The sequence below is a fragment of the Nostoc sp. PA-18-2419 genome (genome assembly GCF_005869855.1).
Lineage (GTDB): Bacteria > Cyanobacteriota > Cyanobacteriia > Cyanobacteriales > Nostocaceae > Nostoc.
Genome location: NZ_SZNH01000008.1, coordinates 195488 through 220567, shown reverse-complemented (window position 1 = coordinate 220567; position 25080 = coordinate 195488). Strand labels below are relative to the sequence as shown.

Below are 25080 nucleotides of genomic sequence, written 5' to 3'. Positions count from 1 at the left end.
CTCGCCTACGCAAATAATTTATAAAATCAAAGCAAACTCCTATACAACTTTGGGAATACTGAGATTAAGTATTCTAAAGGAGTATTAAAAATGGTAGAAAATCGTGTCAGTGCTAGCATAACCCCAGCAGACAAGCAAGCAGTCATGCAGGCGATCGCTACAATTAAAGAAAAGTTACCATTTTTGATTGATTTGACCCCCGGAGACCGCCGTACAATGCTGAAGATGGGAGATAAAAGTCGGGCTTTTGTCAGCAAAGCCTTAGAAGTGGCGACACAAAACCCTAACTTTTTACCTCGTTCGTTTGATTTGGAAGAGATGCGGCGGGACTTGGAAATATATGAGGACTTGTATCCGGTACTGTTATCTTTGACGCAACTGCAAGAACTCGTGGATGATACCTGTATAGCCGCAGCTAGCGAAGCGTATGCCGCAGCATTAGCAGTTTATAGCTATGCCAAAGCTAGCGGTGATGTCACAGGTTTAGATGCAGTCATTGATGAGATGGGACGTAGGTTTACCCGACGTTCCAAGAAAAAGCAACCCGAAGTTCCAGTTAGCTAAAGCATAAAATAGGCGATAACAGCAGTTATTAATTAAGTACGATACCCGTTCTTCTTGGGGGCATAACGATGTTATGCCCCTTTTGCATCTTGAATCTAAAAATTTTTGAAACCTAAGACAGGTAGGTTTTGTGTATGTAGCCGCGACTTGGAGTCGTTAGGGCATTTTTGAGCTTCAGAAGGTCAACTTTGAGCCTCAAAAGGTCAACTTTGAACCTCAAAAGCTCAACTTTGAGCCTCAAAAGGTCAACTTTGAACCTCAAAAGGTCAACTTTGAACCTCAAAAGCTCAACTTTGAGCCTCAAAAGCTCAACTTTGAGCCTCAAAAGCTCAACTTTGAACCTCAAAAGCTCAACTTTGAACCTCAAAAGCTCAACTTTGAGCTTAAGCGCCAAAATTACTTAAAAAAGTTTGGTAAATTCCGAAATCTAGCGTACATATAGCGTACATATTTAGTAGTTATCCTGTAAACATTAGCACCTCAAAATTAAATCTGGTCATGAACTCACAAAACAAGCCCAAGAGTCTACAAGATATTCTTAAGCAACGCCAACAATCGGGTTTTGTGGGTCGTGAAGACCAGGTAAACCAATTTAGGCAAAATTTGGCTTTATCGTTAGAGGATGACCGCCGTCGTTTTTTGTTCAATGTTTGGGGTCAAGGAGGGGTTGGTAAAAGTACCCTGTTACGGCAGTTTCGCAAAATTGCTGATGAAGCAAAAATTATCTCAGCTTACATCGATGAAGCTGAAAAAAGTGTCCCAGAAGTTATGGGTCGTTTAGCTGAAGAGTTGGAACGACAAGGTCACAAACTACCGCAGTTTACAGAACGCTACAAAGTTTACCGTCAAAAGCGCCAAGAATTAGAAACCGACCCAGAAGCCCCTCAAGGCTTTTCGGCTTTTGTCGGTAAAACTGTAGTTAAAACTGGTGTGCGTCTGGCGCGTCGAGTTCCCGTTGGCGGTGCTGTATTTGACTTTGTAGATGAGGATGCTTTGGCTAGCCAAGCCGGAGAATGGGCTTCTTATGTTGCCAAGAAAATAACAAATAAAGATGAAGTGCTATTAGTTCAAGAACCTGTAGAAATCCTAACCCCGCTATTTTTGCAAGATATTTTTAAAATTGCGAAAGAAACTGCTGTTGTTTTGTTTTTTGATACTTATGAACGCACCGGAGAATTTCTAGATAACTGGTTACGAGAAATTTTGGAGGGTCGCCACGGTGAAGTATCTCTGAATATATTGATAACCATCGCCGGTCGGCAGGAATTAGATAAAAATCATTGGGCACCTTACGAGGGGTTAATTGTTCGTTTCCCTCTAGAACCCTTTACAGAAGAAGAAGCCCAACAATATCTAACTCGCAAAGGCATTACTAACAGTCGGGTTATTGAAGTAATTTTACGCCTTTCTGGAAATTTACCCCTGCTGGTAGGAATGTTAGCAGATGCTCATCCCAATGACCCTAACCAAGTAGTTGAGCCTAGCAGCAGTGCTGTAGAACGCTTTTTAAAATGGATTGATGACCCCAAACGGCGACAAGTTGCTCTTGATGCTGCCATTCCTCGGTGCTTGAATCGAGATGTTATAGCCAAATTAAGAGGAGAACAAGAAGCTGACGAGTTATTTACTTGGCTGAAAGAAACATCCTTTGTCAACGAACGTACCGATGGCTGGGCTTATCATGATGTGGTTAAAACGCAAATGTTACGCCACAAGCGCCTTTCATCGCCGCAAAGCTGGGCTGACATACATGGTAAGTTAGCAGAATATTATGACAGCCTGCGAAACGATCTGCAATTGGACGAAGAGAATAAACAGCGCGATCCTAGCTGGCAAAGTCACACATTAAACGTGTTGTATCACAACTTATGTCAGTTACCCCAAAAGAATTTATCTCTAGCTTTCAATGAATTTCTTGCTGTACTCAACAATCAACGCAAATTTGCCCAACATTGTGCAGAAACGATGCTTCAGGCTGGTAAAGATGCAGACTCCTCTGAAGTTAAGCGTTGGGGTGAGCAATTAACTAATGGGTTAAAAGCCTATGACGAAAATTTTTACCAAGTTACATTAGAAATGTTTACCGCAGTCCTACAAAATTCTAGGATTGAAGTTAAATGGCAACCAATTGCTCTAGGTTGGCGCGGTAAAACTTACCGCTTAATGGAGCGTTACCCAGAAGCCCTAGAAGATTTTGACCGCGCCATTGAACTTGACCCCGAATATGCCTGGGCGATCGCATGTCGTGGTAAAACTTATCGCTTAATGGAGCGTTACCCAGAAGCCCTAGAAGATTTTGACCGCGCAATTGAACTTGACCCCAAATATGCCTGGGCGATCAAAAGTCGCGGTGAAACTTACCGCTTAATGAAGCGTTACCCACAAGCCCTAGAAGATTTTGACCGCGCAATTGAACTTGACCCCAAATATACTTGGGCGATCAAAAGTCGCGGTGAAACTTACTGTTTAATGGAGCGTTACCCAGAAGCTCTAGAAGATTTTGACCGCGCCATTGAACTTAACCCCAAATCTGACTACTGGGCGATCGCACTTCGAGGTGAGACCTACCGCTTAATGGAGCGTTACCCACAAGCCTTAGAAGATTTTGACCGCGCCATTGAACTTAACCCCAAACTTCACTGGGCGATCGCACTTCGAGGTGAGACCTACCGCTTAATGGAGCGTTACCCACAAGCCTTAGAAGATTTTGACCGCGCCATTGAACTTAACCCCAAATACGGCTCGGCGATCGCACATCGCGGTTATACTTACCTGATGCTAAAGCTATATAATGAAGCTCTTGCAGATTTCAACCGCGCTATTGACTTAGATTCTGACAGTAATTGGTATTTATATAATCGCGCTTTAGCCTACCAAGCCCTTAACCAACCAGATAAAGCATGGGCTGACCTAGCACTTGCCATCAAGCTTGCTAAACAGGATTATGAAAAAGATGCTAAAGACTGGTCTAATGCCTTTAATTTAGCCCTTTACTATTTAGCTGCTCAATATCATCAACCAGCAGAGCGGTTATATATCCACGTTTTATCTCAAGGTGCTTCCTCAGAATCAATTCGTGAAGCTATCCAAGACCTAAATGACTTTTTAACTGTGTTCCCTGACCATGTGCAAGCTACATCCATGCGACAGTTATTGCAGTCTTTTCTAACTGAGGTTGTGTAATTTTCGCTAGAACTGTATTGTTTCAGCCATAATCTCAAAATATTTGAGTCAATGATAGTGAAAGTATAGCCCTAGTCACATAAGTTAGGACATAATGACAAGCGTGAATGTTAGGAGCAGTAATAGTTTTACCTCCAGCAAGAACTGCCTTCTTCCTCCTGCCTCGTACTATAAATGTGCTTTGAGATGAAACTATGAGAGTATCCCGGTTAAAAATTGCTTAATAAAAACCCTCTTAATTGAAAAAACTGGCCTTAATTAAAGCCAGTTTTTTGATTTTATTGCAAACTTCTAGCAAAGCTTACAGCCAAGTATCAAGGAAACACACTCAAAAACTTACTATTAAATTTTCTCATTAATTAGTTAACTTTTTACTATCAATCTCAGCAAAACTTAGGATTAACTATTCTTATTTCGCTGAAAGTATCTGGTTGTGCTTCTAAACCTTTGTCAGAAAAATGCTTATTTATTAGCGCTGGAACTTGTGGTGCTTGAATATGGCTGTAGCGGGTTTTGTCTGGCATAACTAGGTTTGGCCCGGCTTTGCAGTTCTTCATACAACCAGTGCCCTTGATTGTAACTTGGTCTTCTAAACCGCGATCGCTTAAAGCTGCTTCCAACGCTTGACAAACTGCTTTACCACCGCGTTTCATGCAATCAGACTTTTGACACACCAAAATCGTTGCTTTAGTCTTCGCTGGTTTTAGCTTAACCTGATCAATTGATGGTGGTTCTTCAGGTGCAGCAATAGTTTTAAGTGTCCCTATTTCCGGACGCGCCGCCATCACACGTTCAGCTTTAAATGTAACTTTGTCTTTTTTTATATCGTACTTTTTATAACCAACCACTTGTAACCAAGTACCTGGTAGTAGCCGCAAATCAAAAGCAGCCCGTAAATGTTTAGCTAGTTTAATGTAGCATTCACCCTCAGAACTACTCAGTAGTAAACCTTTGAGTTGATAGCCATCTTTAATAACAAAATCTATAAACCTGCCCTCAAGGCAAAATTCTGATACTTTTCCACTATGAGATCCACCCATTATTTAACCTCCTCTTAACTAATGCAAGTTACTTACTGAGATATTTTCAACACCAGAGTTAAGACTGGCAATCTCGATTAGAACTTTTGGTAACGACTTTTCCAGCAGCATTCAAGAGTCCAAATCTGGTCTTGACGAGAACTTGTCAATCGCCGAATTACACTCCAAAGTTGAACAGCCGCAGTTACAGAGCCAATCTCAACTTCTAATGGTTGATTAGTTGTACAACTACAGGGAATATCTAACTCCTTTATGCGGTGATAAACTTGCCAACGGTCTGCCCAACTCACCTCTACAAAGTGCTTGTTTTCAATTTTTGAACTAAATGATTTCAAGAGAATTGCCCTCAGAGTGCAACAAATTTGCAGTAAATACCGCAAGATAGCTTTTTACTTTTTGTAAAGTCTTAAGAGTTTAACCTCTTAGAACCAGCATACCTTAAGTGCAAACAATTCTCATTAAAATTTGAAAAAAAAAATAAAAGGTGGCATTGGGAGTGCTGAATTATGAGTAGAGACACGATTAATCGCGTCTGTTTCCCCCCATCCCGATTACACTCATAACTCGCGGAACATCATTCAACAAACAAATAAACTTGAGAGTTTTTGTAGCGAATAATTCAAAATTTAGTATAGCGAATTGTTCTTGTCATTACTATGAAAATGTTAATATATAAAGACTAAGCAGTTAAAAACTGTAACTGCTAAAGAGCGAGGAGAACAATGTCTGAAACGCGAACTCTGTTACGAAATTTTGGTCATGTATATGACAATCCCATATTGTTGGATCACAGCGTAACTGCGCCAGTTACAGAAGGATTTAACGTTGTATTAGCTAGTTTCCAAGCACTTTACTTGCAGTATCAAAAGCATCATTTTGTAGTTGAAGGTGCAGAATTTTACTCTCTGCATGAGTTTTTTAACGAAAGCTACAATGAAGTGCAAGACCACGTCCATGAAATTGGAGAGCGCTTGGATGGCCTAGGTGGTGTACCAGTTGCGACCTTCAGCAAACTAGCAGAATTAAMCTGTTTTGAACAAGAATCCGAGGGCGTATATTCTGCCCGTCAAATGGTAGAAAATGACCTAGCTGCGGAACAAGCAATTATTGGTGTAATTCGCCGCCAAGCTGCTCAGGCAGAGAGTTTAGGGGATAGAGCCACACGCTATCTCTACGAAAAGATTTTGTTGAAAACTGAGGAACGTGCTTATCATTTATCCCACTTCCTCGCTAAAGACAGCTTAACTTTAGGGTTTGTCCAAGCTGCTCAAATCTAAAACTCTCATAATCTAGATTTTTCTATCTTCAGCGAAAGAAAAAATCAGCAGCTTTAACTCTTAAAATATTATAAWAAATGGCACAGAGTAGCACTCCTATATCTCTGCCATTTTTAATTTAAGTCAACATATTRAGATCCTATTTAATATTGAAAATATTTAGCATTTAGTTAAATAACAGAAATTTTGATTATAGTAATCTATCGATCCTTAATAACCAGACAGATATTTTGCCTAATAAATCAAGGTTTGTTGATAATTTTGATTAAATTAAATAAAATATCTTCGCAAGAACTATAAGAAACTGAGCATCATAATTAAATAAAATTAAGAATACAAAATGGTGACAAGGGATTGAGGATTGGGGATTGGGATTTGAGTATTTGGAAAGCAGTCCCCAGTCGCCAATTCCCCTACCAAGTTAGAAAACTTAATAACAAAAAGCACGATAGAGGGTAAAGACCCTTAAAATAATCAGGATTTGTATTCTCATACTCCAAGGCAACTGCTATGCCCCGCCGTGATGACCTCCGGAAGATTCTACTGTTAGGCTCTGGTCCAATTGTGATCGGACAAGCCTGTGAGTTTGACTACTCTGGTACGCAAGCCTGCAAAGCGCTGCGAGAAGAAGGCTATGAAGTGGTGTTGGTCAACTCTAACCCTGCAACGATTATGACCGACCCGGAAACAGCTGATCGCACTTACATTGAGCCGCTGACTCCGGAATTAGTCGAAAAAGTAATCGCCAAAGAACGCCCTGATGCTCTCTTGCCAACGATGGGAGGACAAACTGCCCTGAATATCGCTGTTGCTTTAGCCAAGAATGGCGTGTTGGAACAGTACGGCGTTGAGTTAATTGGCGCTAAACTCCCAGCAATTGAAAAAGCCGAAGACAGAAAACTTTTTGGTGAGGCTATGGCAAGAATCGGGGTAGCTGTATGTCCAAGTGGCACAGCTGAATCCTTAGAAGAGTCTAAAGCGATCGCCCACAAAATTGGCACCTATCCCCTAATTATTCGTCCTGCTTTCACAATGGGTGGAAGTGGCGGTGGTATTGCCTACAACCAAGAAGAATTTGAAGAAATGGCACAAGTCGGTATAGATGCTAGCCCTGTTTCACAAATTCTCATTGACCAGTCTTTACTCGGCTGGAAAGAATATGAACTCGAAGTGATGCGTGACCTAGCAGATAACGTGGTGATTATCTGCTCCATCGAAAACCTTGACCCTATGGGCATCCACACTGGAGACTCAATTACCGTCGCTCCCGCGCAAACCCTCACTGATAAAGAATATCAAAGGCTGCGGGATATGGCAATTAAAATCATCCGCGAGATAGGTGTGGAAACTGGCGGTTCTAACATTCAATTTGCCGTTAATCCTGTAACTGGAGATGTGGTAGTGATTGAAATGAACCCCCGCGTTTCTCGCAGTTCGGCTTTATCTTCTAAAGCTACAGGTTTCCCCATCGCCAAGATGGCAGCAAAGTTAGCGGTAGGCTACACCTTGGATGAAATTAAAAATGACATCACCAAGAAAACTCCGGCATCCTTTGAACCAACAATTGACTACGTAGTTACAAAAATACCCCGCTTCGCCTTTGAAAAATTTCCTGGTTCTGAACCAGTACTGACAACTCAAATGAAGTCAGTCGGGGAAGCAATGGCAATTGGGCGGACTTTCAACGAATCCTTCCAAAAGGCACTGCGTTCTCTGGAAACCGGACGTGCTGGCTGGGGTTGCGACAAAGCCGAAAAATTACCCAGTGGCGAACAAATTCGTGCCTTACTGCGGACACCAAATCCTGATCGCATTTTTGCCGTACGTCATGCGTTGCAATTAGGAATCAGTGCCGAGGAAATCTACGAACTTACTGGTATCGATCCTTGGTTCTTAGATAAAATGCAGCAAATTCTTGATGTGGAGAAATTCCTCAAGCGCACATCCTTAAAGCAATTGACAAAAGAGCAACTTTATGAAGTGAAGAGGAATGGATTTAGCGATCGCCAGATTGCTTATGCTACCAAAACCACTGAAGATGAAGTCCGTAGCTATCGCCAACAACTAGGAATTATCCCAGTTTATAAAACTGTAGACACTTGTGCGGCGGAGTTTGAAGCGTTTACCCCTTACTACTATTCTACCTACGAACAAGAAACAGAAGTCTTACCTGCAACCAAGCCCAAAGTATTGATTTTGGGTGGTGGCCCTAACCGCATTGGTCAGGGGATTGAGTTTGATTATTGTTGTTGTCACGCTGCCTATGCTTTGAAAGCAGCAGGGTACGAGACAATTATGGTTAACTCTAACCCAGAGACAGTTTCCACAGATTATGATACCAGCGATCGCCTTTATTTCGAGCCGTTAACAAAAGAAGATGTCCTGAATATCATCGAAACTGAAAATCCTGTAGGCATAATAGTCCAGTTTGGCGGCCAAACCCCACTGAAGTTGGCAGTTCCGCTCCAGCAGTATTTGCAGGGAATGGGGACTGGGGAGAGTTCCCAATCCCCAATTACCAAAATTTGGGGTACATCACCAGATTCCATCGACATGGCAGAAAACCGAGAGCGGTTTGAAAAGATTCTCAAAGAGTTGAATATTGCTCAACCGCCGAATGGTATTGCTCGTAGTTACGAAGATGCGCTGATTGTCGCCAAACGCATTGGCTATCCGGTGGTGGTGCGTCCCAGTTATGTTTTGGGGGGACGAGCGATGGAAATCGTTTATTCCGATGCGGAGTTGGAACGCTACATGACCTTTGCAGTCCAAGTAGAGCCAGACCATCCAATTTTAATTGATAAGTTTTTAGAAAATGCTATCGAAGTTGATGTTGATGCGATCGCCGACCACACAGGACGGGTAGTAATTGGCGGTATTATGGAACACATTGAACAAGCTGGAATTCACTCAGGAGATTCTGCTTGTTCCTTACCTTCAATTTCCTTATCACCCGCAGTTCTTAACCAAATTCGCACTTGGACAGTGCAGCTAGCACAAGCGTTGTCAGTGGTGGGCTTAATGAATATTCAATTTGCTGTTGTTGGTGCAAGCGGCTATTCTCCCCAAGTTTACATTCTAGAAGCCAACCCCCGCGCCTCCCGCACAGTACCATTTGTTTCTAAAGCAACGGGTGTCCAGTTAGCGAAGCTAGCATCGTTAATTATGTCAGGTAAAACCTTAGAGGAGCTACATTTTACCGAAGAAATTATCCCCTCACATATTGCTGTTAAAGAAGCCGTATTACCCTTTAATAAATTTCCTGGAACTGATACAATATTAGGCCCAGAAATGCGCTCCACTGGTGAGGTGATGGGGATTGATAGCGACTTTGGACGAGCTTTTGCCAAAGCCGAGATGGGTGCTGGAGAGCGTTTACCTTTAACCGGAACCGTGTTTGTATCGATGAGCGATCGCGATAAAGCAGCAGCTGCGATTGTGGTGAAGGAATTTATCGATTTGGGTTTTACCGTGATGGCGACACTTGGTACACGCCGGGTTCTTCTCGAACAGGGATTAAATGTTGAATTAGTACTTAAACTGCATGAAGGCCGACCCCACGTCTTAGACGCAATCAAAAATCAGAAAATCCAACTGATTATTAACACACCCTCAGGGGAAGAAGCCCAGACAGATGCTAGGTTAATCCGTCGCACAGCCTTAGCTTACAAAATTCCCATTATAACTACCATCGCTGGTGCAAAAGCTACCGTTGCCGCCATCCGTTCCTTACAAAATACGACTTTGGATGTAAAAGTTATCCAGGATTACTGCAAGATTGTCAGGGACTAGATATCGGGCATTGGGAGTGTAGGGAGGTGGAAAGTCTGGGGAGTGTGGGAGGAAAGAAAATTTATACTTCTGGCTTTTCGCCTCTTTTCTCTGGTTCCACACCTCCCACACTCCTTGTTTGCCCCATGCCCCAGCCCGCAAAAATTAAACAATTGTTATAAGAGAATGACTATAGTTCTCATTGAGATATTTTAACAAATATGAGGGAGTCTCTTTGAGCCAGATAAGTTGTGAAATTGTCTTTTATAAAGACTTTAAGGGAAAAATGCTACTGGATAAATCTGGAACAGCCAGAAAATTTATCCAAGTATATAGCCAAAACCTTCTCACAAAGGTTACAATTGTTAATATTAGTCCTATAGAAAAATGTTTAAAAAATTACCTTTTATCTAACTGTAGATACTTGTGAAAATTAAGAAATAACTGTAACTTTTAGCAATTAAGAAGCTCAATTTAAATTTTTTATGAGCAGCCGAATATATCGGGCGCGTAAGTTGCAAACCATAACATGGGTTCCCAGCTTGACTGGGTAGAACCCACACGAGAGCATCTATCCCCTAATGACCCTACCGTCAAACCCATAATTTACCAAAGAGTAGCGCCATGAAGACCGCTCAGACAGCCACAGACCTCGTGCGGACTTACCTGCGTGAGATTGGCCGTGTGCCACTCTTAACCCATGAGGAAGAGATTTTCTATGGGAAGCAGGTGCAACGTTCAACCGCCTTGCATGAATCGCGGGAAAATCTTGCCACCCAGTTAGGTCGTCAACCAACTATAGAAGAGTGGGCCAAAGCAACAAAATTAGAACTAGCAGAGTTGAACGAAGCGATCGCTGATGGTGAAATTGCCAAGCGCAAAATGGTAGAAGCCAATTTGCGCTTGGTAGTCTCCGTTGCCAAAAAGTATATCAAGCGCAATGTCGATTTACTAGACTTGATCCAAGAAGGTAGTATCGGTATGCAACGTGGCGTAGAAAAGTTTGACCCCACCAAAGGCTACAGGTTTTCTACCTATGCCTATTGGTGGATTCGCCAAGCTATCACTCGTGCAATAGCTGAAAAAGCTCGTACCATTCGGTTGCCTATCCATATAACTGAAAAATTAAATAAAATTAAAAAGGCACAGCGGCAATTGTCTCAAAAATTGGGACGCGCTCCCACAGCTGGTGAGCTAGCTCAAGAATTAGAATTGACACCCAAGCAAGTACGAGAGTATTTAGAAAAGGCGCGGTTGCCCCTTTCCTTAGATTTGCGTTTAGGTGATAACTACGATACCGAACTTGGAGAAATGCTAGAAGATCCAGGAGCTTCTCCAGAAGAGTTTGTTATGCAGTCTTCCCTATCTTATGACTTAGAGCGTCTGATGGGTGACCTCACCCCACAACAGAAGGAAGTAATCGCGCTGCGGTTTGGGTTAACTGATGGACAAGCGCTGACTCTTGCAAGAATCGGGGAAATCCTCAACATAAGTCGGGAACGAGTCCGGCAAATCGAGCGGGAAGCCTTAACCAAACTTCGCAAGTCTAAAGCAAATATGGATGAGTATTTGGCAAGTTAGTTATTAGTCATTAGTCTTTTGTTCTCTCTTACAAAGTCTGAGCCAACGAAACCTTGGCTCAGACTTTGCGCTTTGTCATTTGTTTTTTGTTAGTTAACACCGAGCGATGATCAACGATGAATGACCAATGACTACTGAGCAATTGGCGAGAAAATACGCTGCTTTTGGTACGGTTGCGCCCACTTCAATTGCTAAACTAGCCTGTTACATTAATTAACAGGAAGACTAAATAGCCAGCTAAGTCAAATCCAGAAATGGCATTTTGTTTTCAAAGCAGAAACACCGCAGCTAGGAATAGCAGTCAAGGAGATCAAAAATGAGTAACTCATCCAATCGTGTCTCAGAATTTTTCAATAGCGAATCAGAAACTAGCGATTTACTATGGCAGTATGTTAAATCTTTAAGTCCTGAGACAGTTACCCAACTATCCAAACCTACTTCTGCCGAAGTTTTTCAGGTGATGGAACGTAATATTACGGGACTATTGGGAAACTTGCCTTCAGAAAACTTTGGTGTTGCTGTAACTACTAGTCGCGAAAGTTTAGGTCGGCTTTTAGCTTCTGCTATGATTAGCGGTTATTTCTTGCGTAACGCTGAGCAGAGAATGAATTTTGAAGTTGCTTTACAAGGAACTGAAACCGACAATAGCAATATTGACTAAAAATATTACAGCACAATTCAGGAGTCAGAATTGGTAAGAAAAATAGGCTTTACAAAAGGGTTTAAGGTCAATGCTTAGATACTTGACCTTGGTATAAATCTGCTATGAAACTTAGGAAACTCAATTTTGTTGAGTTGAAGTTAAAAGTTATGGCTGCACGATTAGGAAAATAGCCATCTGGATAAATTCCAATGCAGAATCTAAAATCATGCATCAAGTCAATAGATATTTGACAAGCTGCAAATTATAAGCAGATTTGGATGTAAATTGAGATGACAAAAGTCTAGAGTAACATAAAAATTTTAATTCGTTTTTCTCTAAACCTACATAAATTAGGAATTAGTGAAACTAGAGGTGTATTTTTAAATGAACAATTAAAAACTTGTGCATATACAAATAGCGGTAGTCAATATTCGCAATCAATACGAACTCGGCATGGCAAAAAGCAGTCTGCCGAGTTTTGTTATACAGTATTGAGCATTGGCAGTTAGAAGTTAAAAGTTACTTTCCCTGGACACTCCCCACAGTTTCCACTTTTTTAAGCTATGAGTCAAACCAGTTCTTCTCCAACTCATAAAATCATTGGTGTTGCCGTAATTTGGAATGAGCAAAAGCAAATCTTAATTGACCGTCGTCGTCCAGAAGGAATGATGGGTGGTTTGTGGGAATTTCCTGGTGGAAAAATTGAGCTTGGTGAAACCATCCAAGAGTGCATTGAGCGAGAAATTTACGAAGAATTGGGAATAGTGATTGAAGTGGGGGAGCATTTAATCACAATTGACCACACCTATACAGAGTTGCGTGTTACCCTCACAGTACATCACTGCCGTCATCTCACAGGTGTTCCTCAACCTTTAGAATGTGATGAAATTCGCTGGGTAAACTTGGAAGAACTCGAACAGTTTACTTTTCCGAAAGCAAATATTCAAATTATTACCGCCCTCAAGGGGAGTATGGGGTGAGGACTAGCTCCTAACTTCTAACTGTTAACTAAAGTACTCCCAATGTCGTATTCTAATCCCGTAACAATCTATTAATTGCATCAGGTTGAGTCCCGCAATTTTCTACAATAATCGAATGGACTTTGATAAAAGGTGTCAGCAAACAAATGGCTAAAACCGTTGCCGACGTGATGAGCCGCGATCCGATTGTCGTTCAGGCACAAACTCCACTCAACGAAGCTATTCAAATTCTCGCAGAACGCCACATTAGTGGAGTGCCTGTTGTGGATGATGTCGGTAAATTGGTAGGCATTATCTCAGAAACTGACTTGATGTGGCAAGAAACTGGTGTAACTCCACCTGCATACATCATGTTTCTTGATAGCGTGATCTATTTGAAAAACCCTGCGACGTATGAACGGGACTTGCATAAGGCATTAGGGCAAACTGTTGGGGAAGTGATGAGTAAAAATCCCGTCACTATTTCCCCTGAGAAAACTTTAAAGGAAGCTGCCACAGTCATGCACGATCGCAGTGTTCACCGCTTGCCAGTACTTGACAGCATGGAGCAAGTAATTGGTATCCTCACTCGTGGTGATATTATTCGGGCAATGGCAGCAAGTCAAGATTAGTTACTTGTCTGTTAGTTATTAGTCAAAAGTCAATAGTCAATAGTCAATAGTCATTTGACCTTGACTGTTGAATTTTGACTCTTTTTTAATAAGTTTGAAAATCAAGGATAATTAAATGAGTATTACTCCAGAGTCTGTTAAGCAATTGCTTGGTTCTCAGGATGCGGGCGATCGCTTGCGTGCAGTAAATCAAATCCGTCAACTAGAACCAGCAATTGGCTTTGAATTGATTCAAAGTGCCATCGGTGATAGCAACGCTCGTGTGCGATACTCGGCGGTGAGTCAAATGGATACACTTGGAGAACAGAATTTACAGTTATCCTTGGATATTTTGCGCGATCGCTTGCTCAATGACTCAGAAATAGATGTGCAAGCAGCAGCAGCAGATTGTTTGGGCGCTCTGAAGTTGCATGAAGCTTTTGAAGATTTAGAGAAACTCTACAATACAACCAATGAATGGCTAGTACAATTCAGTATCATTGCTACGCTAGGTGAGTTAGGTGGACCACAAGCTTTTGAACTACTTAAACAGGCACTTTCTTCAGACAATGAATTAATTCAAACTGCGGCTATTAGTTCTTTGGGTGAGTTGGGAGATTTACAAGCAGTTCCCCTTTTAGCTCCCTATGCTACTAACCCAGATTGGCAAATCCGTTACAGACTGGTACAAGCTTTGACTCATTTGAACAGTCCAGAAGCCAAATCTATATTAGAAACTCTGGTTAATGACGATGTAGAAGCGATCGCTACCGAAGCTAGAAGATATTTGCAGTCTGCTTAACCCTATATCTTTGACAAGCTAACGATTAAACTGCTCCTTTTTTAACTTTCCATACTCCTAAAACCCTTTCCTATCTGGAAGGGTTTTTTATTTTTAGAAAACAGGGTAGAAGAAACATTGTAATTTTATCCGGACTATTATGATAAAAAACTTTTAATTTTTCAATGAAGATAAAGTAAATCAGTATCTATAAGTATTGTTTATTACTAAAACTCAGAAGAATTAGTATAAAAACCAACTAAGAAAATTTTTATTTCTAAGAATATTTATATACAGTAATCTACTAATAAAGATTATGTAAATTATGACGCGAGTAAATGCACTTACGTAATTGCCCAGCTAACATACAAATATACAGAAAAAATCAAAACAAAAGTTTTGACACAAAGTATTACTAATCAAAGGAAAAAAGTCTAATGAAAAAGTTCGTCATAGTAACAACGCTTGCAGCATCTGCTATAGGTTTAAATCTGGTTAATGGTATATCTAAAGCTGAAGCCGTCTCTTTAGTTCCTCCAGTAGAAGGAGAAATTAAACTAACAAATGTTGCTTGTGTTACTGGTAGTTGTATTGATACAACTCCCTATGGTTATACAGTAAGCAGTGAACTTTATAATCCAGACTATAAGCGAAGTCTGTTATTTAGTGATGATAGTTTCACAGCAAATAATTATGGTTTTGGTATTTCGTTTGCTCCCGTAGATGCCGGAACTAACTCAATTGCTGGCCAAAACTGGTTCCGTCCTGTGGCGATAAGAACAAACAATAAATTGCCTGAAAACGGTCAATTAGAAGTTGGTCAGTTCAAGTTTAATTTTACTAGCACAATTAGCCAATTAGTACTCTCATTCTTTGATGTAGAAGATACAGGTACTTCGATTCTGAATGTTAACGGTGTTGCTTATGGAGGAACAATTACTCCAGGAGGTAACGCTAATATAAAGAAAGTGACCCTGAATAATGTAAATTCATTGGAGTTGAAGCTGGGTAATATTGGTGGTAAATTCGCCACTGGTGACGGTGTTCGCTTAGATGTCAATAAAACTGTGCCGGAACCAGAAACCACTGTAGGACTAGGTGTTTTAGGATTAGCAGCTTTGTTCGGTTTGCAAAAACGTAAAAAAACCTCACAAGCAGTTTAATTTTAACTTTAACTAACCTTAAATTCAAGATGACAGATTCAAACAATAATTAATTTTTGAATTATCAATCTTGTATACAAAAAATTAATGTTTGCATCTATATTTTAGTAGCAAATACAATTTGTTGACTGTTAAATTGAGTAGATAGAATAACTAATCATGTCATTTAGTTATTATCTACTCAATTTTCTTATTTGGGTAAATGAGCGTCAAATACTTAAAAATTTCTAAGCACCATATACCTGTGACCAAGTTGTAATTATAAATACTGTAACAGTTGCGATCGCCAATAACCCTTGAATAAAATTTCCGACCAGTGTACCTACGACAATTCCGATACCTGCTTTAACTGCTAATCCTAATTCACGTCGGTAAAGATACTCACCGATAATTGCTCCTAACAGTGGCCCTACTAAAATTCCTAACAGAGGGCCTCCAAAAGGTAAAGTTGGCAATAATCCAAAAAATCCTAGCAGCAAACCAACTATTGCACCAATTTGTCCCCACTTGCTAGCTCCAGCTTGTCTTGCTCCTATATAACTAGCTAAAAAATCTACACTGATACTGAGTAACAAAACAATAATTGTCACAATTAATGGAATCTTGATCGCGGCGAAGGAACTGCTAACAATTCCCCAGATAATAATTGCAATTAAAATTAAGCTAGCACCCGGAATTGCCGGAACTACAGCGCCAATAATGCCTACAATCATTACAGCAACTAATAGCCAATAAATAATTTGCATAGATAAAACTTTAAATTTCCAAGTTAGTGAGTCATTTGTAGGGTAGCACTGCTGTGCTTCCAGCTAAAATGATTTATCAAGTAAATCTATCGGATTAAGCGAACTGTAGTGTTTATGCAGCTTAAAACTTGATATCTTCGTATTGCAACGCCAAGCAAATACAATTTTTTAGTTGAATTTGGTATAATCTCTCTCCAGCTCGCTGTTGGCTCGTCTTGGTCATTAGTTGCTGGGCAAATAGGATTTATACTTTTAAAAAACTAAGCAGCAAGTAAAAGCACTTAGCCCTGGGGATTATTAATCAATGACGAGAAAAATATTAACTGGACTAAGTTCGCAAACCTACGAACACCCTTTTGATCGCAAAGCTTTAGCTTCTTTGCAAAATATGCCTGGTGTCTCACTGCTACTTAAAAAAATAAACGAGTACGGCATTGATCGCCTACTGAGATTGCAATGTCTTGGTAGTGAAATCAGAATTACGCCCCGTAACTTCCCCCAGTTGCATCAGACATTTGTAGAAACTTGCCAAATTCTAGATGTTACTCCGCTACCTGAGTTGTATCTGTTTCGAGGTACAGGACATATTAATACCTATATTGTTGGCGTTGAAAAACCTATTGTTGGAATTAATTTAGATGCAATGGAGTGGCTTGGTACAGAAGAGTTACTTTACATTCTGGGACATGAAGTTGCTCGTATTAAGAGTCAGCACATGGTTTATCACCAAATGGCAATTATGATGCCCACTTTAAAAAACTTGTTAAGCAGTACTACATTGGGGGTTGGCGGCTTAGTAGCTAGTGGAATGGAATTGGCTTTGTATAATTGGCGGATGATGGCTAAGTTCACCACCGATCGCGCTGGTTTGTTAGCTTGTCAGGATATTGAGGTTGCAACTACCGCACTCATGAAACTTGCAGGTTTACCAGAAGAGTATTTAACTCCTGCTGTAATTGAAGATTTTGTGACTCAAGCCCGTGAGTTTGCATCACACAATCTTGATACTGTGGATCGCGTGACCAAAATATTAAGTTATACCGAATCTGGACTTTCTTGGGTAGTAATGCGAACTGGCGAGTTATTAAAATGGGTAGATTCTGGAGAATATGAGAATATAGTTCAACAGAAAAATTTGAATACACTAGAACAAAAACAAGGAAATACACCAGAAGAAACAGAAGGGTGGAATTTTTTAACTTCTTGGTAAGATAATAATTCGTAATTCGTAATGACGCTCGTTCCGACGCTTCTCCGTCGCTAACGCTTCGCTATCGCTAACGCTGCGCTAACGTAATTCATAATTAACTTATAGATAAAGAGCAAGTCCAGTTGAGATAATAATTACAAATTAAGAGTTATTCTTGTGGATGACTAACCTAAATTTAGGTTAGGTCGCTTGATTGGATATAGTCGAGTTTAAAGTAACAGCTAATTTATCAGCAATTCCTGCAATCCAGTTTTCATCTTGTTTGGTGTAACTGCGAGGGGCGTTAGCTCCTAAAATGAGGACGCCTTTATCACCAATAGGTTGACAAATTACACCTTGAGTATTTTCAGGTAAATAATCAAATTCAATCCTACCTGGATACACTTTTAGTGCCACTAAATAAATCGGCTTTTGTTTTTCAAGTACCTGTTTTAAAATTACTCCTGGTACAACTTCAGATTTGGCAGCTAAAATTCCGCGACGTAACAAAACTTTACCTTGATAAAAAACTATTAGCGATCGCGTTACTGTATTAGTCAACAATAAATGAGATGCCCAGGCTAGTTCAGTTTTTGCAGCTTCTGGTAAGTCTGGGGCTAGTACAAAACCTTCTTCTCCAACTAGTTTTACAGTATCAGGCGATCGCGGCTGTACCTGCTGCCAAATTAAACCCGTCAAAATTAACACCGCACTTAAAATCACACCCAACACATCACCACGCGCTTGAGATTCGGTTAGTTGCGGTGTCAATAAACGGTTAATCAACAAAAGCACAGCGCCTAATCCACCTACAACAATGGGTAGACGCCGTAAAACTCGATTGGGATCGGAATTGGTCATTGGTCATTTGTTATTGGTCATTTGTCATTGGTCAAACAGGGAGTTATGAGTAAATACTTGGGTTAACCCAAGTATTTCCAAGAGTTACTCTCCTCCCACATTTCCCACACTCCCTATCCTTCACTCCTCCCCTGGTTCAATAATTCGCTGGAAAAGATAACCAGTACCTCGAGCTGTCAATATTAATTCTGGGTTACTAGGATCGTCTTCTAACTTGGCCCGCAAGCGGGATATATGCACATCTACTACACGGGTATCCACATGACGTTCTGGTGTGTAACCCCAAACTTCCTGCAAAATTTCTGAACGAGAAAAAGCTTCTCCAGAGCGACTCACTAACAACTCTAGTAAGCTAAACTCCATACCTGTCAATCGAATTCGCTCGTCACCTTTGTAAACTTGTCGCTTATTTGTATCGATTTTAATATTAGCGACATGAATCACTCCAGAACTAGGAATGCCAGTAGCACTAGTTTTATCTACTCGCCGCAACACTGAGCGAATTCGGGCTTCTAATTCTTTGGGAGAAAATGGTTTAACTACGTAGTCGTCAGCACCCAATTCTAGCCCAGTGATGCGATCGGCTACATCTCCTAAGGCTGTTAGCATAATAATAGGGACATCTGATTCCTTGCGTAATTCTTGACAAACTCCGTAACCGTCTAGCTTTGGCATCATTACATCTAAAACTACTAGGTCGGGATCGGCTTTGCGAAATGTTTCCAAAGCTTCTTCTCCGTCACCAGCAGTTACCACATCATAGCCAATCATCGAAAGACGTGTTTCCAAAATCCGGCGAATGCTGGCTTCATCGTCTACTACTAAGATTTTTTCTTTATGACTTTCCAAGTTGCTCGACGCTCCTTCACTAAAAATTTACATGATTAATTTTTAATACCATAATATTAAGATATCATTCCATAAATTGATTTGGAAAAAGCTCTAACTACCACTATGATTCGATTTTAGTGTTCTCCAAAACTTAAGTAAATATTAAGAATATTTAATAAGATTTACGAATGGCAAAGCCAAAAAGTTTTTACGTTTGTCACGATTGTGGGGCGGAATCCCCTCAATGGTTTGGTAAGTGTCCAGCCTGTGGAACTTACAATTCTTTAGAAGAACAAATCCTGATCCAATCTTCTGTAGATATACCTACTCGTGGAGGAGTAAGTGGTTGGCAAAACACAGCAAAGAATGGCAAATCTACTGCCAAACCTCCTAAACAGCGAGCTTCATTGACGTTTGACCAAATTAGCGATCGCCAAGTCACGCGTTGGGAGTCTGGTTATGGAGAATTGGATCGGGTACTAGGTGGTGGAGTTGTTCCTGGTTCAATGGTGTTGATTGGCGGCGATCCAGGAATTGGAAAATCTACTTTATTACTGCAAGTATCAAATCAATTAGCACAAAGATATCGCATTCTTTATATTTCTGGAGAAGAATCAGGACAACAGATAAAATTAAGAGCTTCTCGTTTAGGAGTATCAAAACCTTTAAGTCTGGTTAGTGATAGCAACGAGCCAGTAGCAGAAAATATCACCAAATCAGAAGCACCGGAAAGCATAGGAGCCGATTTGTATGTATTGCCAGAAACAGATTTAGAAGAGATTTTGCGGGAAGTAGAGTCACTCAAACCGAATGTAGCTGTGATTGATAGTATTCAAACAGTATTTTTTCCCGCCTTAACTTCTGCGCCTGGTTCAGTGGCTCAGGTACGTGAATGTACTGCGGCTTTGATGAAGGTGGCAAAGCATGAAGATATTACTATGTTGATTGTGGGACACGTCACCAAAGAAGGAGCGATCGCCGGGCCGAAAGTCTTGGAACATTTAGTAGATACAGTGTTGTATTTTGAAGGCGATCGCTTTGCCTCCCATCGATTATTACGGACTGTGAAAAACCGCTTTGGGGCAACACATGAAATCGGCATCTTTGAAATGGTGTCACATGGACTGCGAGAAGTTCCTAATCCCTCAGAGTTATTTTTAGGCAATCGTGACGATCCAGCGCCGGGTACAGCAATTGTAGTTGCTTGCGAAGGCACTCGCCCCATTGTTGTGGAATTACAAGCCCTTGTCAGTCCCACCAGCTACCCTTCACCCCGACGTGCGGGTACTGGCGTAGATTACAATCGCTTAGTGCAAATTCTCGCCGTCTTAGAAAAACGCGTGGGAATTCCCATGTCGAAACTAGATTCTTATGTTGCTTCTGCTGGTGGGTTGAGTGTAGTAGAACCGGCTGTAGATTTAGGAGTAGCAATTGCTATTGTTGCAAGTTTCCGTGATCGCATCGTTGACCCAGGTACAGTATTGATTGGGGAAGTTGGCTTAGGCGGACAAGTGCGATCGGTTTCCCAAATGGAACTGCGGTTGAAAGAAGCAGCTAAATTGGGATTTAAAAGAGCGATCGTGCCCAAGGGACAAAAATTCCCCGACCTAAATATTGAGATTCTACCAGTATCTAAAGTAATAGATGCAATTATCGCCGCCATCCCCCATCAAGAACTGACAACCGACGATTTAGAACCCGATGAATATGAGTAACGGGACTGAGAAGATAAGGAAGATGAAGGGAGAATTCCTAACTCTTGTACAGACGCGATTTATCGCGTCTCCTAACTCAACACTCAACGATCCCCTTTACACCCCAAAGGAAAACTCATCATGACAGTCATCACCCAAGACTACCAAATCACTTGGGAAAAACTACCCGATGATTACAAACTCCCAGACGATCCAGTGGACAACATCAACCAACCAGCCTTAGCTGCTGCACTCACCGAAAGCCTACAATTAGCCGGAAAGATTTCAGCTAACGCCCTAACAACAACTAATTACGGCATTTGTGCCACTCTAAACAACAGAATAGTCATTAAAGCCCCCGATTGGGCTTTCATTGCTAAAATTAATGTTAATAGAGAAGAAATAATACGCAGTTACACACCTCAATTACAGGGTGACATTCCCGTAATTGTGATGGAATTTGTTTCCGATACACAACAGACAGAATATTCTATTAAATCGACATATCCCCCAGGAAAATGGTTTTTCTACGAGCGGATTTTAAAAGTACCAAACTACATCATCTTTGAACCAGATAGCGGCAGTATCGAAACATATAGCTTAGAAAAGACACAAGAGTATGTCTTGCAAAAACCTGATGAAAATCAATGCTACTGGATATCAGAAATCAATCTTTTCCTTGGTGTGTCGCAAGGCACTCGTGAAAATCGTACAGGAAAGTGGTTGCGGTGGTGGGACAAACAAGGAAACCTTCTACCTTGGGGAACAGAATTAGCCGAACAAGAACGCCAACGCACTGAACAAGAACGCCAACGCGCCGAACGACTAGCAGCACAATTGCAGGCTGCGGGAATTGAACCTGAAGATTAGACTTCTTGTTAATAATTAAAGATTGCTAGGTTTAGTTAAAAATTTGCTAAATCTAGCATTTTTTTATAGCAATGAAATTTTAAATAACTCGAATTTGACTTAATACCAATTCAAAAAATGTTTGCGACAGATAGGGCATTTAAAATGAAATCATAGCCAGTTAGGGAAGCAGCAATCTGTGGGGTGAGTTGTGCAAGAAGTTGTCCAACCTTGGCTTGTAGCTTTTCTAAGTTATCAAATAGCTCCCATTTTAAGTCGTGTTTGAGGTGTTCCCAAACTCGCTCTATCGGGTTAAGTTCTGGAGAATGAGCTGGCTGGAATAAGAGAATGAGGTTTTGTGGAATCTGCAACCGTTTAGCTTTATGAAACAAGCCGTTATCGACTTGGAGAATATTCAAGCTGTTAGGATAACAAGCAGCAAATTCATTGAGAAATTGTTGGTAGCATTCATTCGTCTTGTTTTTTATTACGTGGACGAGGCACTTTGAGTTTTGCTTTGAGCTTGTAACGCGTCAAATGATGTACCGTCGCGTATTCGGCTTGTACCCCTAATACTGAATCTAACCAGTGTTGAATTTGTGTATAACGTTGGAACCCACCTTCAGCTTCTTCGAGTTGTTTTTTCAGACTCGATACTGCCCAATCTGGTATGGCTCTGGTTAGACCGGAACTTGTCCCAAATTCAACCACTGCCTCTATTCCTCCTGCTCGATAATCTGCCAACCATCGAGGTACTATACATCGATGTTTTCCTAATATTTTAGCGATGCCTTCGGCGGCAAGCTACGCACTTACCTTCATCTGTTGAGATTTAATCAGATACAGTGCTTGGATGCGTTCTTTGAGTCGAGCATTTTTCTGTTGGCGAACTAACCCTTCGAGTTCTTCCACACTTTCTCGGATCTCGATATGCACTACCCCTGTCATCATTCACCCTGAATGCTACCTAATCTTATTTTTACCATCTGTCGCATTCTTTTTTCAAATTGGTATTATTTATTGACTTTTTCAACTTGAATACCTTTTTCTAGCCAGGATGAGGGTTTAATAGGTGCGATCGCCATAAGTTGATTACGTGGCAGGTAATTTTACAGTCATATTGAAAAATTTCAATGAACGTTTGTGTCAGTTAAGCGTAACTTCTAAAAAGATATATTAATTATTGTAATGTTAAATATTTTTGATTGATTTTTTATAAACTTATGTTAAATATAACCAGGTTTGTAACGCCCAGAAGAAGCCAATGAATAAAAGTAGAAAATATTCCATTAATTAGCATAATTTTCTGTTTTAGAAGAATAATGACTTACACTCAAAGCTTTTATAGTTCTCGATGCGGGAATACAAGGTCGTAGAAAGATTAATTTTTAAGAGCGATCGCATATTCACTATTTAAAATATATATAATATTAACTTTAGGAAGTCTATAGCTACTTCAGTTTTGCCAAAAAACTATGTTGTTATGCTATATTCTGGCTGCTCTATACCTTAATACCAATTAGGTTATTAAGGCTAGATAAGTTTAAATAGCCAATGTAAAATGCGATGCTTAAAGCACTCGCAGATATTACCGCAGACACGGGCTACATTGCGGCTGCTATAATACTTTATTTTAAGTAGTACTAAAACTTTATCAAGTAAAAATTGTTAATTCGGTCACAATATACCATCAAAAGATTGTAGAAAAGTGTATTTCCTAATTTTGATAGTAGTGCTAACCTCTATTTTAAAGATGATGTAAGCCCTTATCTGCTAGAGTTTCTGACTTCGAGCAAACTAAATAATTGTGAGAATTCTCTAATCGAGAATCCAGGAGTCAGAATATACAAGATTTGGAGACTCCAATTTCATCATCAGAAAATCAAACAGTTATGTGACATTGATTTTCCAACTATTCTGACTTCTGACTTTTGAGAATTATTACAAAGAATTTATCAATAATTACGATCGCTAGGAGTGCGATAATAATGATGTCACAGTCCCCTTTGACAAGACCAGAAATTGCCGCTGGAACTCTAATAGATAACCGCTATATTATCCAAAAACTTTTGGGACAAGGAGGATTAGGACGAACTTATTTAGCGTATGATACTCGTCGCTTTAATGAAGCTTGCGTTCTCAAAGAATTTGCAMCTATTGGCACAGGAGAAAGTGGACTCGAGCAATATCGTAACTTATTTAAAAGAGAAGCAAAAATTCTTCACCAATTGCAACATTCTCAAATTCCCAAGTTTTTAGCTTGCTTTGAAGGAGATGGTCGGCTGTTCTTAGTCCAAGAGTATGTTGATGGAAAAACATATTCTCGCCTGCTAGGAGAACTTCAACATCAAGGAAGAAACTTTACTCAAGAGGAAGTCATTAAGTGGCTAAAAAATCTCCTGCCTGTGCTGGAATATGTCCACGAACATAATATTATCCATCGAGATATTTCTCCTGATAACATCATGTTACCTGAGGGAAAGAATTTGCCAGTGCTAATTGATTTTGGTGTTGGCAAACAAATTGCTGACATTAACGAAATCAGAACTTCTAACCAAGTAACTTTTGTTGGTAAAATGTCTCTCGTTGGTAAAGTAGGATATGCTCCGCGCGAGCAGATTAGCTTAGGTTTATGTTCTCCCTCTAGTGACCTTTATGCTTTGGGAGTAACAGCTATTGTACTGCTCACAGGTCGAGATCCATCCTTATTGATGGATCAATATTCATTAGAATGGAATTGGCATTATTATGCCTATGTTACTGATGGTTTGGCTCAAATACTCGATTGCATGTTAGCAGATAGACCCAACAAGCGATATCAAATAGCCAGGGAAGTAATCGCAGATTTAGAGCGTCTCGAACAACCAAAAATAGTAACGTCTCCTGCAATTATGATTGATTTGCCTGATACGGTATTTAATCCTAAATATCAGGCGATGTCGGCAATTACTGAGTCATATAACCAAGCTGAAGAGACCATTTTTAGTTCACCTGCTTTACCTGTGAATTCCCAAATTGAGCGAATTGAAGAACAATCTTCGCTTAATCCGGCATTTATTAAACATTGTCAACAGCAGTTAGCTTACTATATCGGTCCAATGGCAAATTTTGTTATAGAAGAAATCTTGGCTCGAAATCCTTACAATTCACCTGACCAATTTGTTGAACTTATAGCTACAGAAATTCCTGACTCGAAAGCAGCTTTTGAATTTAAAAAAAGCTTATTTTTGTAAGTATTTAAACAGCACTAATTCAATGGTGATTTTTAAGTTATTGCCAGCATAATTCAGGATTCAGAAGTCAAAAGTTCTAAGTTGTACAGATTTCTAGAAATTAT

At 40.3% G+C, this 25080-nt stretch carries 23 protein-coding genes; 14 read left to right on the top strand and 9 right to left on the bottom strand.

Features of this window, described 5'->3' with window-relative positions; translation table 11 throughout:
- Positions 1-90: 90 nt before the first annotated feature.
- Positions 91-564: a hypothetical protein gene (locus FCR06_RS11095; protein WP_138499528.1), complete on the top strand. Its 474-nt coding sequence runs from the start codon at positions 91-93 to the stop codon at positions 562-564.
- A 112-nt stretch (positions 565-676) separates the two neighbouring features.
- Here the strand turns inward: FCR06_RS11095 and FCR06_RS11090 are convergent, their stop codons facing one another.
- Positions 677-958, bottom strand: coding sequence for a hypothetical protein (locus FCR06_RS11090; RefSeq protein ID WP_138499526.1), 282 nt, complete (start codon positions 956-958; stop codon positions 677-679).
- Positions 959-1062: 104 nt separating this feature from the next.
- Between FCR06_RS11090 and FCR06_RS33510 the strand changes: the two genes are divergently transcribed.
- Positions 1063-3747 (top strand): tetratricopeptide repeat protein, encoded by a 2685-nt coding sequence (locus FCR06_RS33510; protein ID WP_223280102.1) that lies wholly within the window; start codon positions 1063-1065, stop codon positions 3745-3747.
- A gap of 383 nt (positions 3748-4130) precedes the next feature.
- On the opposite strand, the gene FCR06_RS11080 is transcribed toward FCR06_RS33510, so the two are convergent.
- Both FCR06_RS11080 and FCR06_RS11075 read right to left on the bottom strand, forming a co-directional pair.
- Entirely contained in the window at positions 4131-4787 is a 657-nt protein-coding gene (locus FCR06_RS11080) for a (2Fe-2S) ferredoxin domain-containing protein (RefSeq protein WP_138499524.1), read from the bottom strand.
- A gap of 77 nt (positions 4788-4864) precedes the next feature.
- A complete protein-coding gene (locus FCR06_RS11075) occupies positions 4865-5122 on the bottom strand; it encodes an Asr1405/Asl0597 family protein (protein ID WP_138499522.1) in 258 nt (85 codons plus the stop codon).
- 387 nt (positions 5123-5509) lie between these two features.
- On the opposite strand from FCR06_RS11075, the gene FCR06_RS11070 reads away from it, so the two are divergent.
- From FCR06_RS11070 to FCR06_RS11035, 8 genes are all read left to right on the top strand, one after another.
- Positions 5510-6064, top strand: coding sequence for a Dps family protein (locus tag FCR06_RS11070; protein ID WP_138499520.1), 555 nt, complete (start codon positions 5510-5512; stop codon positions 6062-6064).
- A gap of 510 nt (positions 6065-6574) precedes the next feature.
- The gene (gene carB / locus FCR06_RS11065) at positions 6575-9856 is read left to right on the top strand and encodes a carbamoyl-phosphate synthase large subunit (protein ID WP_138499518.1); all 3282 of its coding nucleotides are present in this window, start codon (positions 6575-6577) and stop codon (positions 9854-9856) included.
- Between the two features lie 603 nt (positions 9857-10459).
- Positions 10460-11416, top strand: coding sequence for an RNA polymerase sigma factor, RpoD/SigA family (locus tag FCR06_RS11060; RefSeq protein WP_138499516.1), 957 nt, complete (start codon positions 10460-10462; stop codon positions 11414-11416).
- A gap of 316 nt (positions 11417-11732) precedes the next feature.
- Positions 11733-12077: a DUF760 domain-containing protein gene (locus FCR06_RS11055; protein WP_138499514.1), complete on the top strand. Its 345-nt coding sequence runs from the start codon at positions 11733-11735 to the stop codon at positions 12075-12077.
- A gap of 545 nt (positions 12078-12622) precedes the next feature.
- A complete protein-coding gene (gene mutT / locus FCR06_RS11050) occupies positions 12623-13039 on the top strand; it encodes an 8-oxo-dGTP diphosphatase MutT (protein WP_138499512.1) in 417 nt (138 codons plus the stop codon).
- A gap of 146 nt (positions 13040-13185) precedes the next feature.
- Complete coding sequence (locus FCR06_RS11045; RefSeq protein ID WP_189523378.1) at positions 13186-13650, top strand: CBS domain-containing protein; 465 nt, start codon at positions 13186-13188, stop codon at positions 13648-13650.
- A gap of 115 nt (positions 13651-13765) precedes the next feature.
- Positions 13766-14431 (top strand): phycobilisome degradation protein NblB, encoded by a 666-nt coding sequence (gene nblB, locus FCR06_RS11040; protein ID WP_138499508.1) that lies wholly within the window; start codon positions 13766-13768, stop codon positions 14429-14431.
- A gap of 416 nt (positions 14432-14847) precedes the next feature.
- Complete coding sequence (locus FCR06_RS11035) at positions 14848-15573, top strand: LEVG family PEP-CTERM protein (RefSeq protein ID WP_138499506.1); 726 nt, start codon at positions 14848-14850, stop codon at positions 15571-15573.
- Positions 15574-15800: 227 nt separating this feature from the next.
- Here the strand turns inward: FCR06_RS11035 and FCR06_RS11030 are convergent, their stop codons facing one another.
- Positions 15801-16319 (bottom strand): DUF456 domain-containing protein, encoded by a 519-nt coding sequence (locus FCR06_RS11030; RefSeq protein ID WP_138499504.1) that lies wholly within the window; start codon positions 16317-16319, stop codon positions 15801-15803.
- 304 nt (positions 16320-16623) lie between these two features.
- On the opposite strand from FCR06_RS11030, the gene FCR06_RS11025 reads away from it, so the two are divergent.
- Entirely contained in the window at positions 16624-17529 is a 906-nt protein-coding gene (locus FCR06_RS11025) for a M48 family metallopeptidase (RefSeq protein ID WP_138499502.1), read from the top strand.
- Between the two features lie 180 nt (positions 17530-17709).
- Here FCR06_RS11025 and FCR06_RS11020 read toward each other — a convergent pair whose 3' ends face one another.
- On the bottom strand, positions 17710-18369 hold the full coding sequence (locus FCR06_RS11020; protein ID WP_138499500.1) for a cofactor assembly of complex C subunit B: 660 nt from the start codon (positions 18367-18369) through the stop codon (positions 17710-17712).
- A gap of 120 nt (positions 18370-18489) precedes the next feature.
- Positions 18490-19218 (bottom strand): response regulator transcription factor RpaB, encoded by a 729-nt coding sequence (gene rpaB / locus FCR06_RS11015; RefSeq protein WP_096542480.1) that lies wholly within the window; start codon positions 19216-19218, stop codon positions 18490-18492.
- 170 nt (positions 19219-19388) lie between these two features.
- On the opposite strand from rpaB, the gene radA reads away from it, so the two are divergent.
- Positions 19389-20915 (top strand): DNA repair protein RadA, encoded by a 1527-nt coding sequence (radA, locus tag FCR06_RS11010; protein WP_138499498.1) that lies wholly within the window; start codon positions 19389-19391, stop codon positions 20913-20915.
- A 120-nt stretch (positions 20916-21035) separates the two neighbouring features.
- The gene (locus FCR06_RS11005; RefSeq protein ID WP_138499496.1) at positions 21036-21764 is read left to right on the top strand and encodes a Uma2 family endonuclease; all 729 of its coding nucleotides are present in this window, start codon (positions 21036-21038) and stop codon (positions 21762-21764) included.
- Positions 21765-21874: 110 nt separating this feature from the next.
- On the opposite strand, the gene FCR06_RS11000 is transcribed toward FCR06_RS11005, so the two are convergent.
- From FCR06_RS11000 to FCR06_RS32515, 3 genes are all read right to left on the bottom strand, one after another.
- On the bottom strand, positions 21875-22231 hold the full coding sequence (locus tag FCR06_RS11000; RefSeq protein WP_138499494.1) for a transposase: 357 nt from the start codon (positions 22229-22231) through the stop codon (positions 21875-21877).
- Positions 22212-22454 carry a hypothetical protein gene (locus FCR06_RS10995; RefSeq protein WP_138499492.1) on the bottom strand — a complete coding sequence of 81 codons (243 nt, stop codon included), beginning with the start codon at positions 22452-22454 and terminating at the stop codon, positions 22212-22214. The genes FCR06_RS11000 and FCR06_RS10995 overlap by 20 nt, the downstream gene beginning before the upstream one ends.
- A gap of 93 nt (positions 22455-22547) precedes the next feature.
- Complete coding sequence (locus tag FCR06_RS32515) at positions 22548-22694, bottom strand: hypothetical protein (protein WP_189523377.1); 147 nt, start codon at positions 22692-22694, stop codon at positions 22548-22550.
- A gap of 1040 nt (positions 22695-23734) precedes the next feature.
- Between FCR06_RS32515 and FCR06_RS10990 the strand changes: the two genes are divergently transcribed.
- On the top strand, positions 23735-24976 hold the full coding sequence (locus FCR06_RS10990; RefSeq protein WP_138499624.1) for a serine/threonine-protein kinase: 1242 nt from the start codon (positions 23735-23737) through the stop codon (positions 24974-24976).
- Positions 24977-25080: the final 104 nt, after the last annotated feature.

Bases quoted from the DNA above. Each gene is read 5' to 3' on its own strand.
- FCR06_RS11095 (WP_138499528.1), top strand. From the start codon at position 91: ATGGTAGAAAATCGTGTCAGTGCTAGCATAACCCCAGCAGACAAGCAA.
- FCR06_RS33510 (WP_223280102.1), top strand. From the start codon at position 1,063: ATGAACTCACAAAACAAGCCCAAGAGTCTACAAGATATTCTTAAGCAA.
- FCR06_RS11080 (WP_138499524.1), bottom strand. From the start codon at position 4,787: ATGGGTGGATCTCATAGTGGAAAAGTATCAGAATTTTGCCTTGAGGGC.
- carB (WP_138499518.1), top strand. From the start codon at position 6,575: ATGCCCCGCCGTGATGACCTCCGGAAGATTCTACTGTTAGGCTCTGGT.
- FCR06_RS11060 (WP_138499516.1), top strand. From the start codon at position 10,460: ATGAAGACCGCTCAGACAGCCACAGACCTCGTGCGGACTTACCTGCGT.
- FCR06_RS11055 (WP_138499514.1), top strand. From the start codon at position 11,733: ATGAGTAACTCATCCAATCGTGTCTCAGAATTTTTCAATAGCGAATCA.
- mutT (WP_138499512.1), top strand. From the start codon at position 12,623: ATGAGTCAAACCAGTTCTTCTCCAACTCATAAAATCATTGGTGTTGCC.
- FCR06_RS11045 (WP_189523378.1), top strand. From the start codon at position 13,186: ATGGCTAAAACCGTTGCCGACGTGATGAGCCGCGATCCGATTGTCGTT.
- nblB (WP_138499508.1), top strand. From the start codon at position 13,766: ATGAGTATTACTCCAGAGTCTGTTAAGCAATTGCTTGGTTCTCAGGAT.
- FCR06_RS11035 (WP_138499506.1), top strand. From the start codon at position 14,848: ATGAAAAAGTTCGTCATAGTAACAACGCTTGCAGCATCTGCTATAGGT.
- FCR06_RS11030 (WP_138499504.1), bottom strand. From the start codon at position 16,319: ATGCAAATTATTTATTGGCTATTAGTTGCTGTAATGATTGTAGGCATT.
- FCR06_RS11025 (WP_138499502.1), top strand. From the start codon at position 16,624: ATGACGAGAAAAATATTAACTGGACTAAGTTCGCAAACCTACGAACAC.
- FCR06_RS11020 (WP_138499500.1), bottom strand. From the start codon at position 18,369: ATGACCAATTCCGATCCCAATCGAGTTTTACGGCGTCTACCCATTGTT.
- radA (WP_138499498.1), top strand. From the start codon at position 19,389: ATGGCAAAGCCAAAAAGTTTTTACGTTTGTCACGATTGTGGGGCGGAA.
- FCR06_RS11005 (WP_138499496.1), top strand. From the start codon at position 21,036: ATGACAGTCATCACCCAAGACTACCAAATCACTTGGGAAAAACTACCC.
- FCR06_RS32515 (WP_189523377.1), bottom strand. From the start codon at position 22,694: ATGATGACAGGGGTAGTGCATATCGAGATCCGAGAAAGTGTGGAAGAA.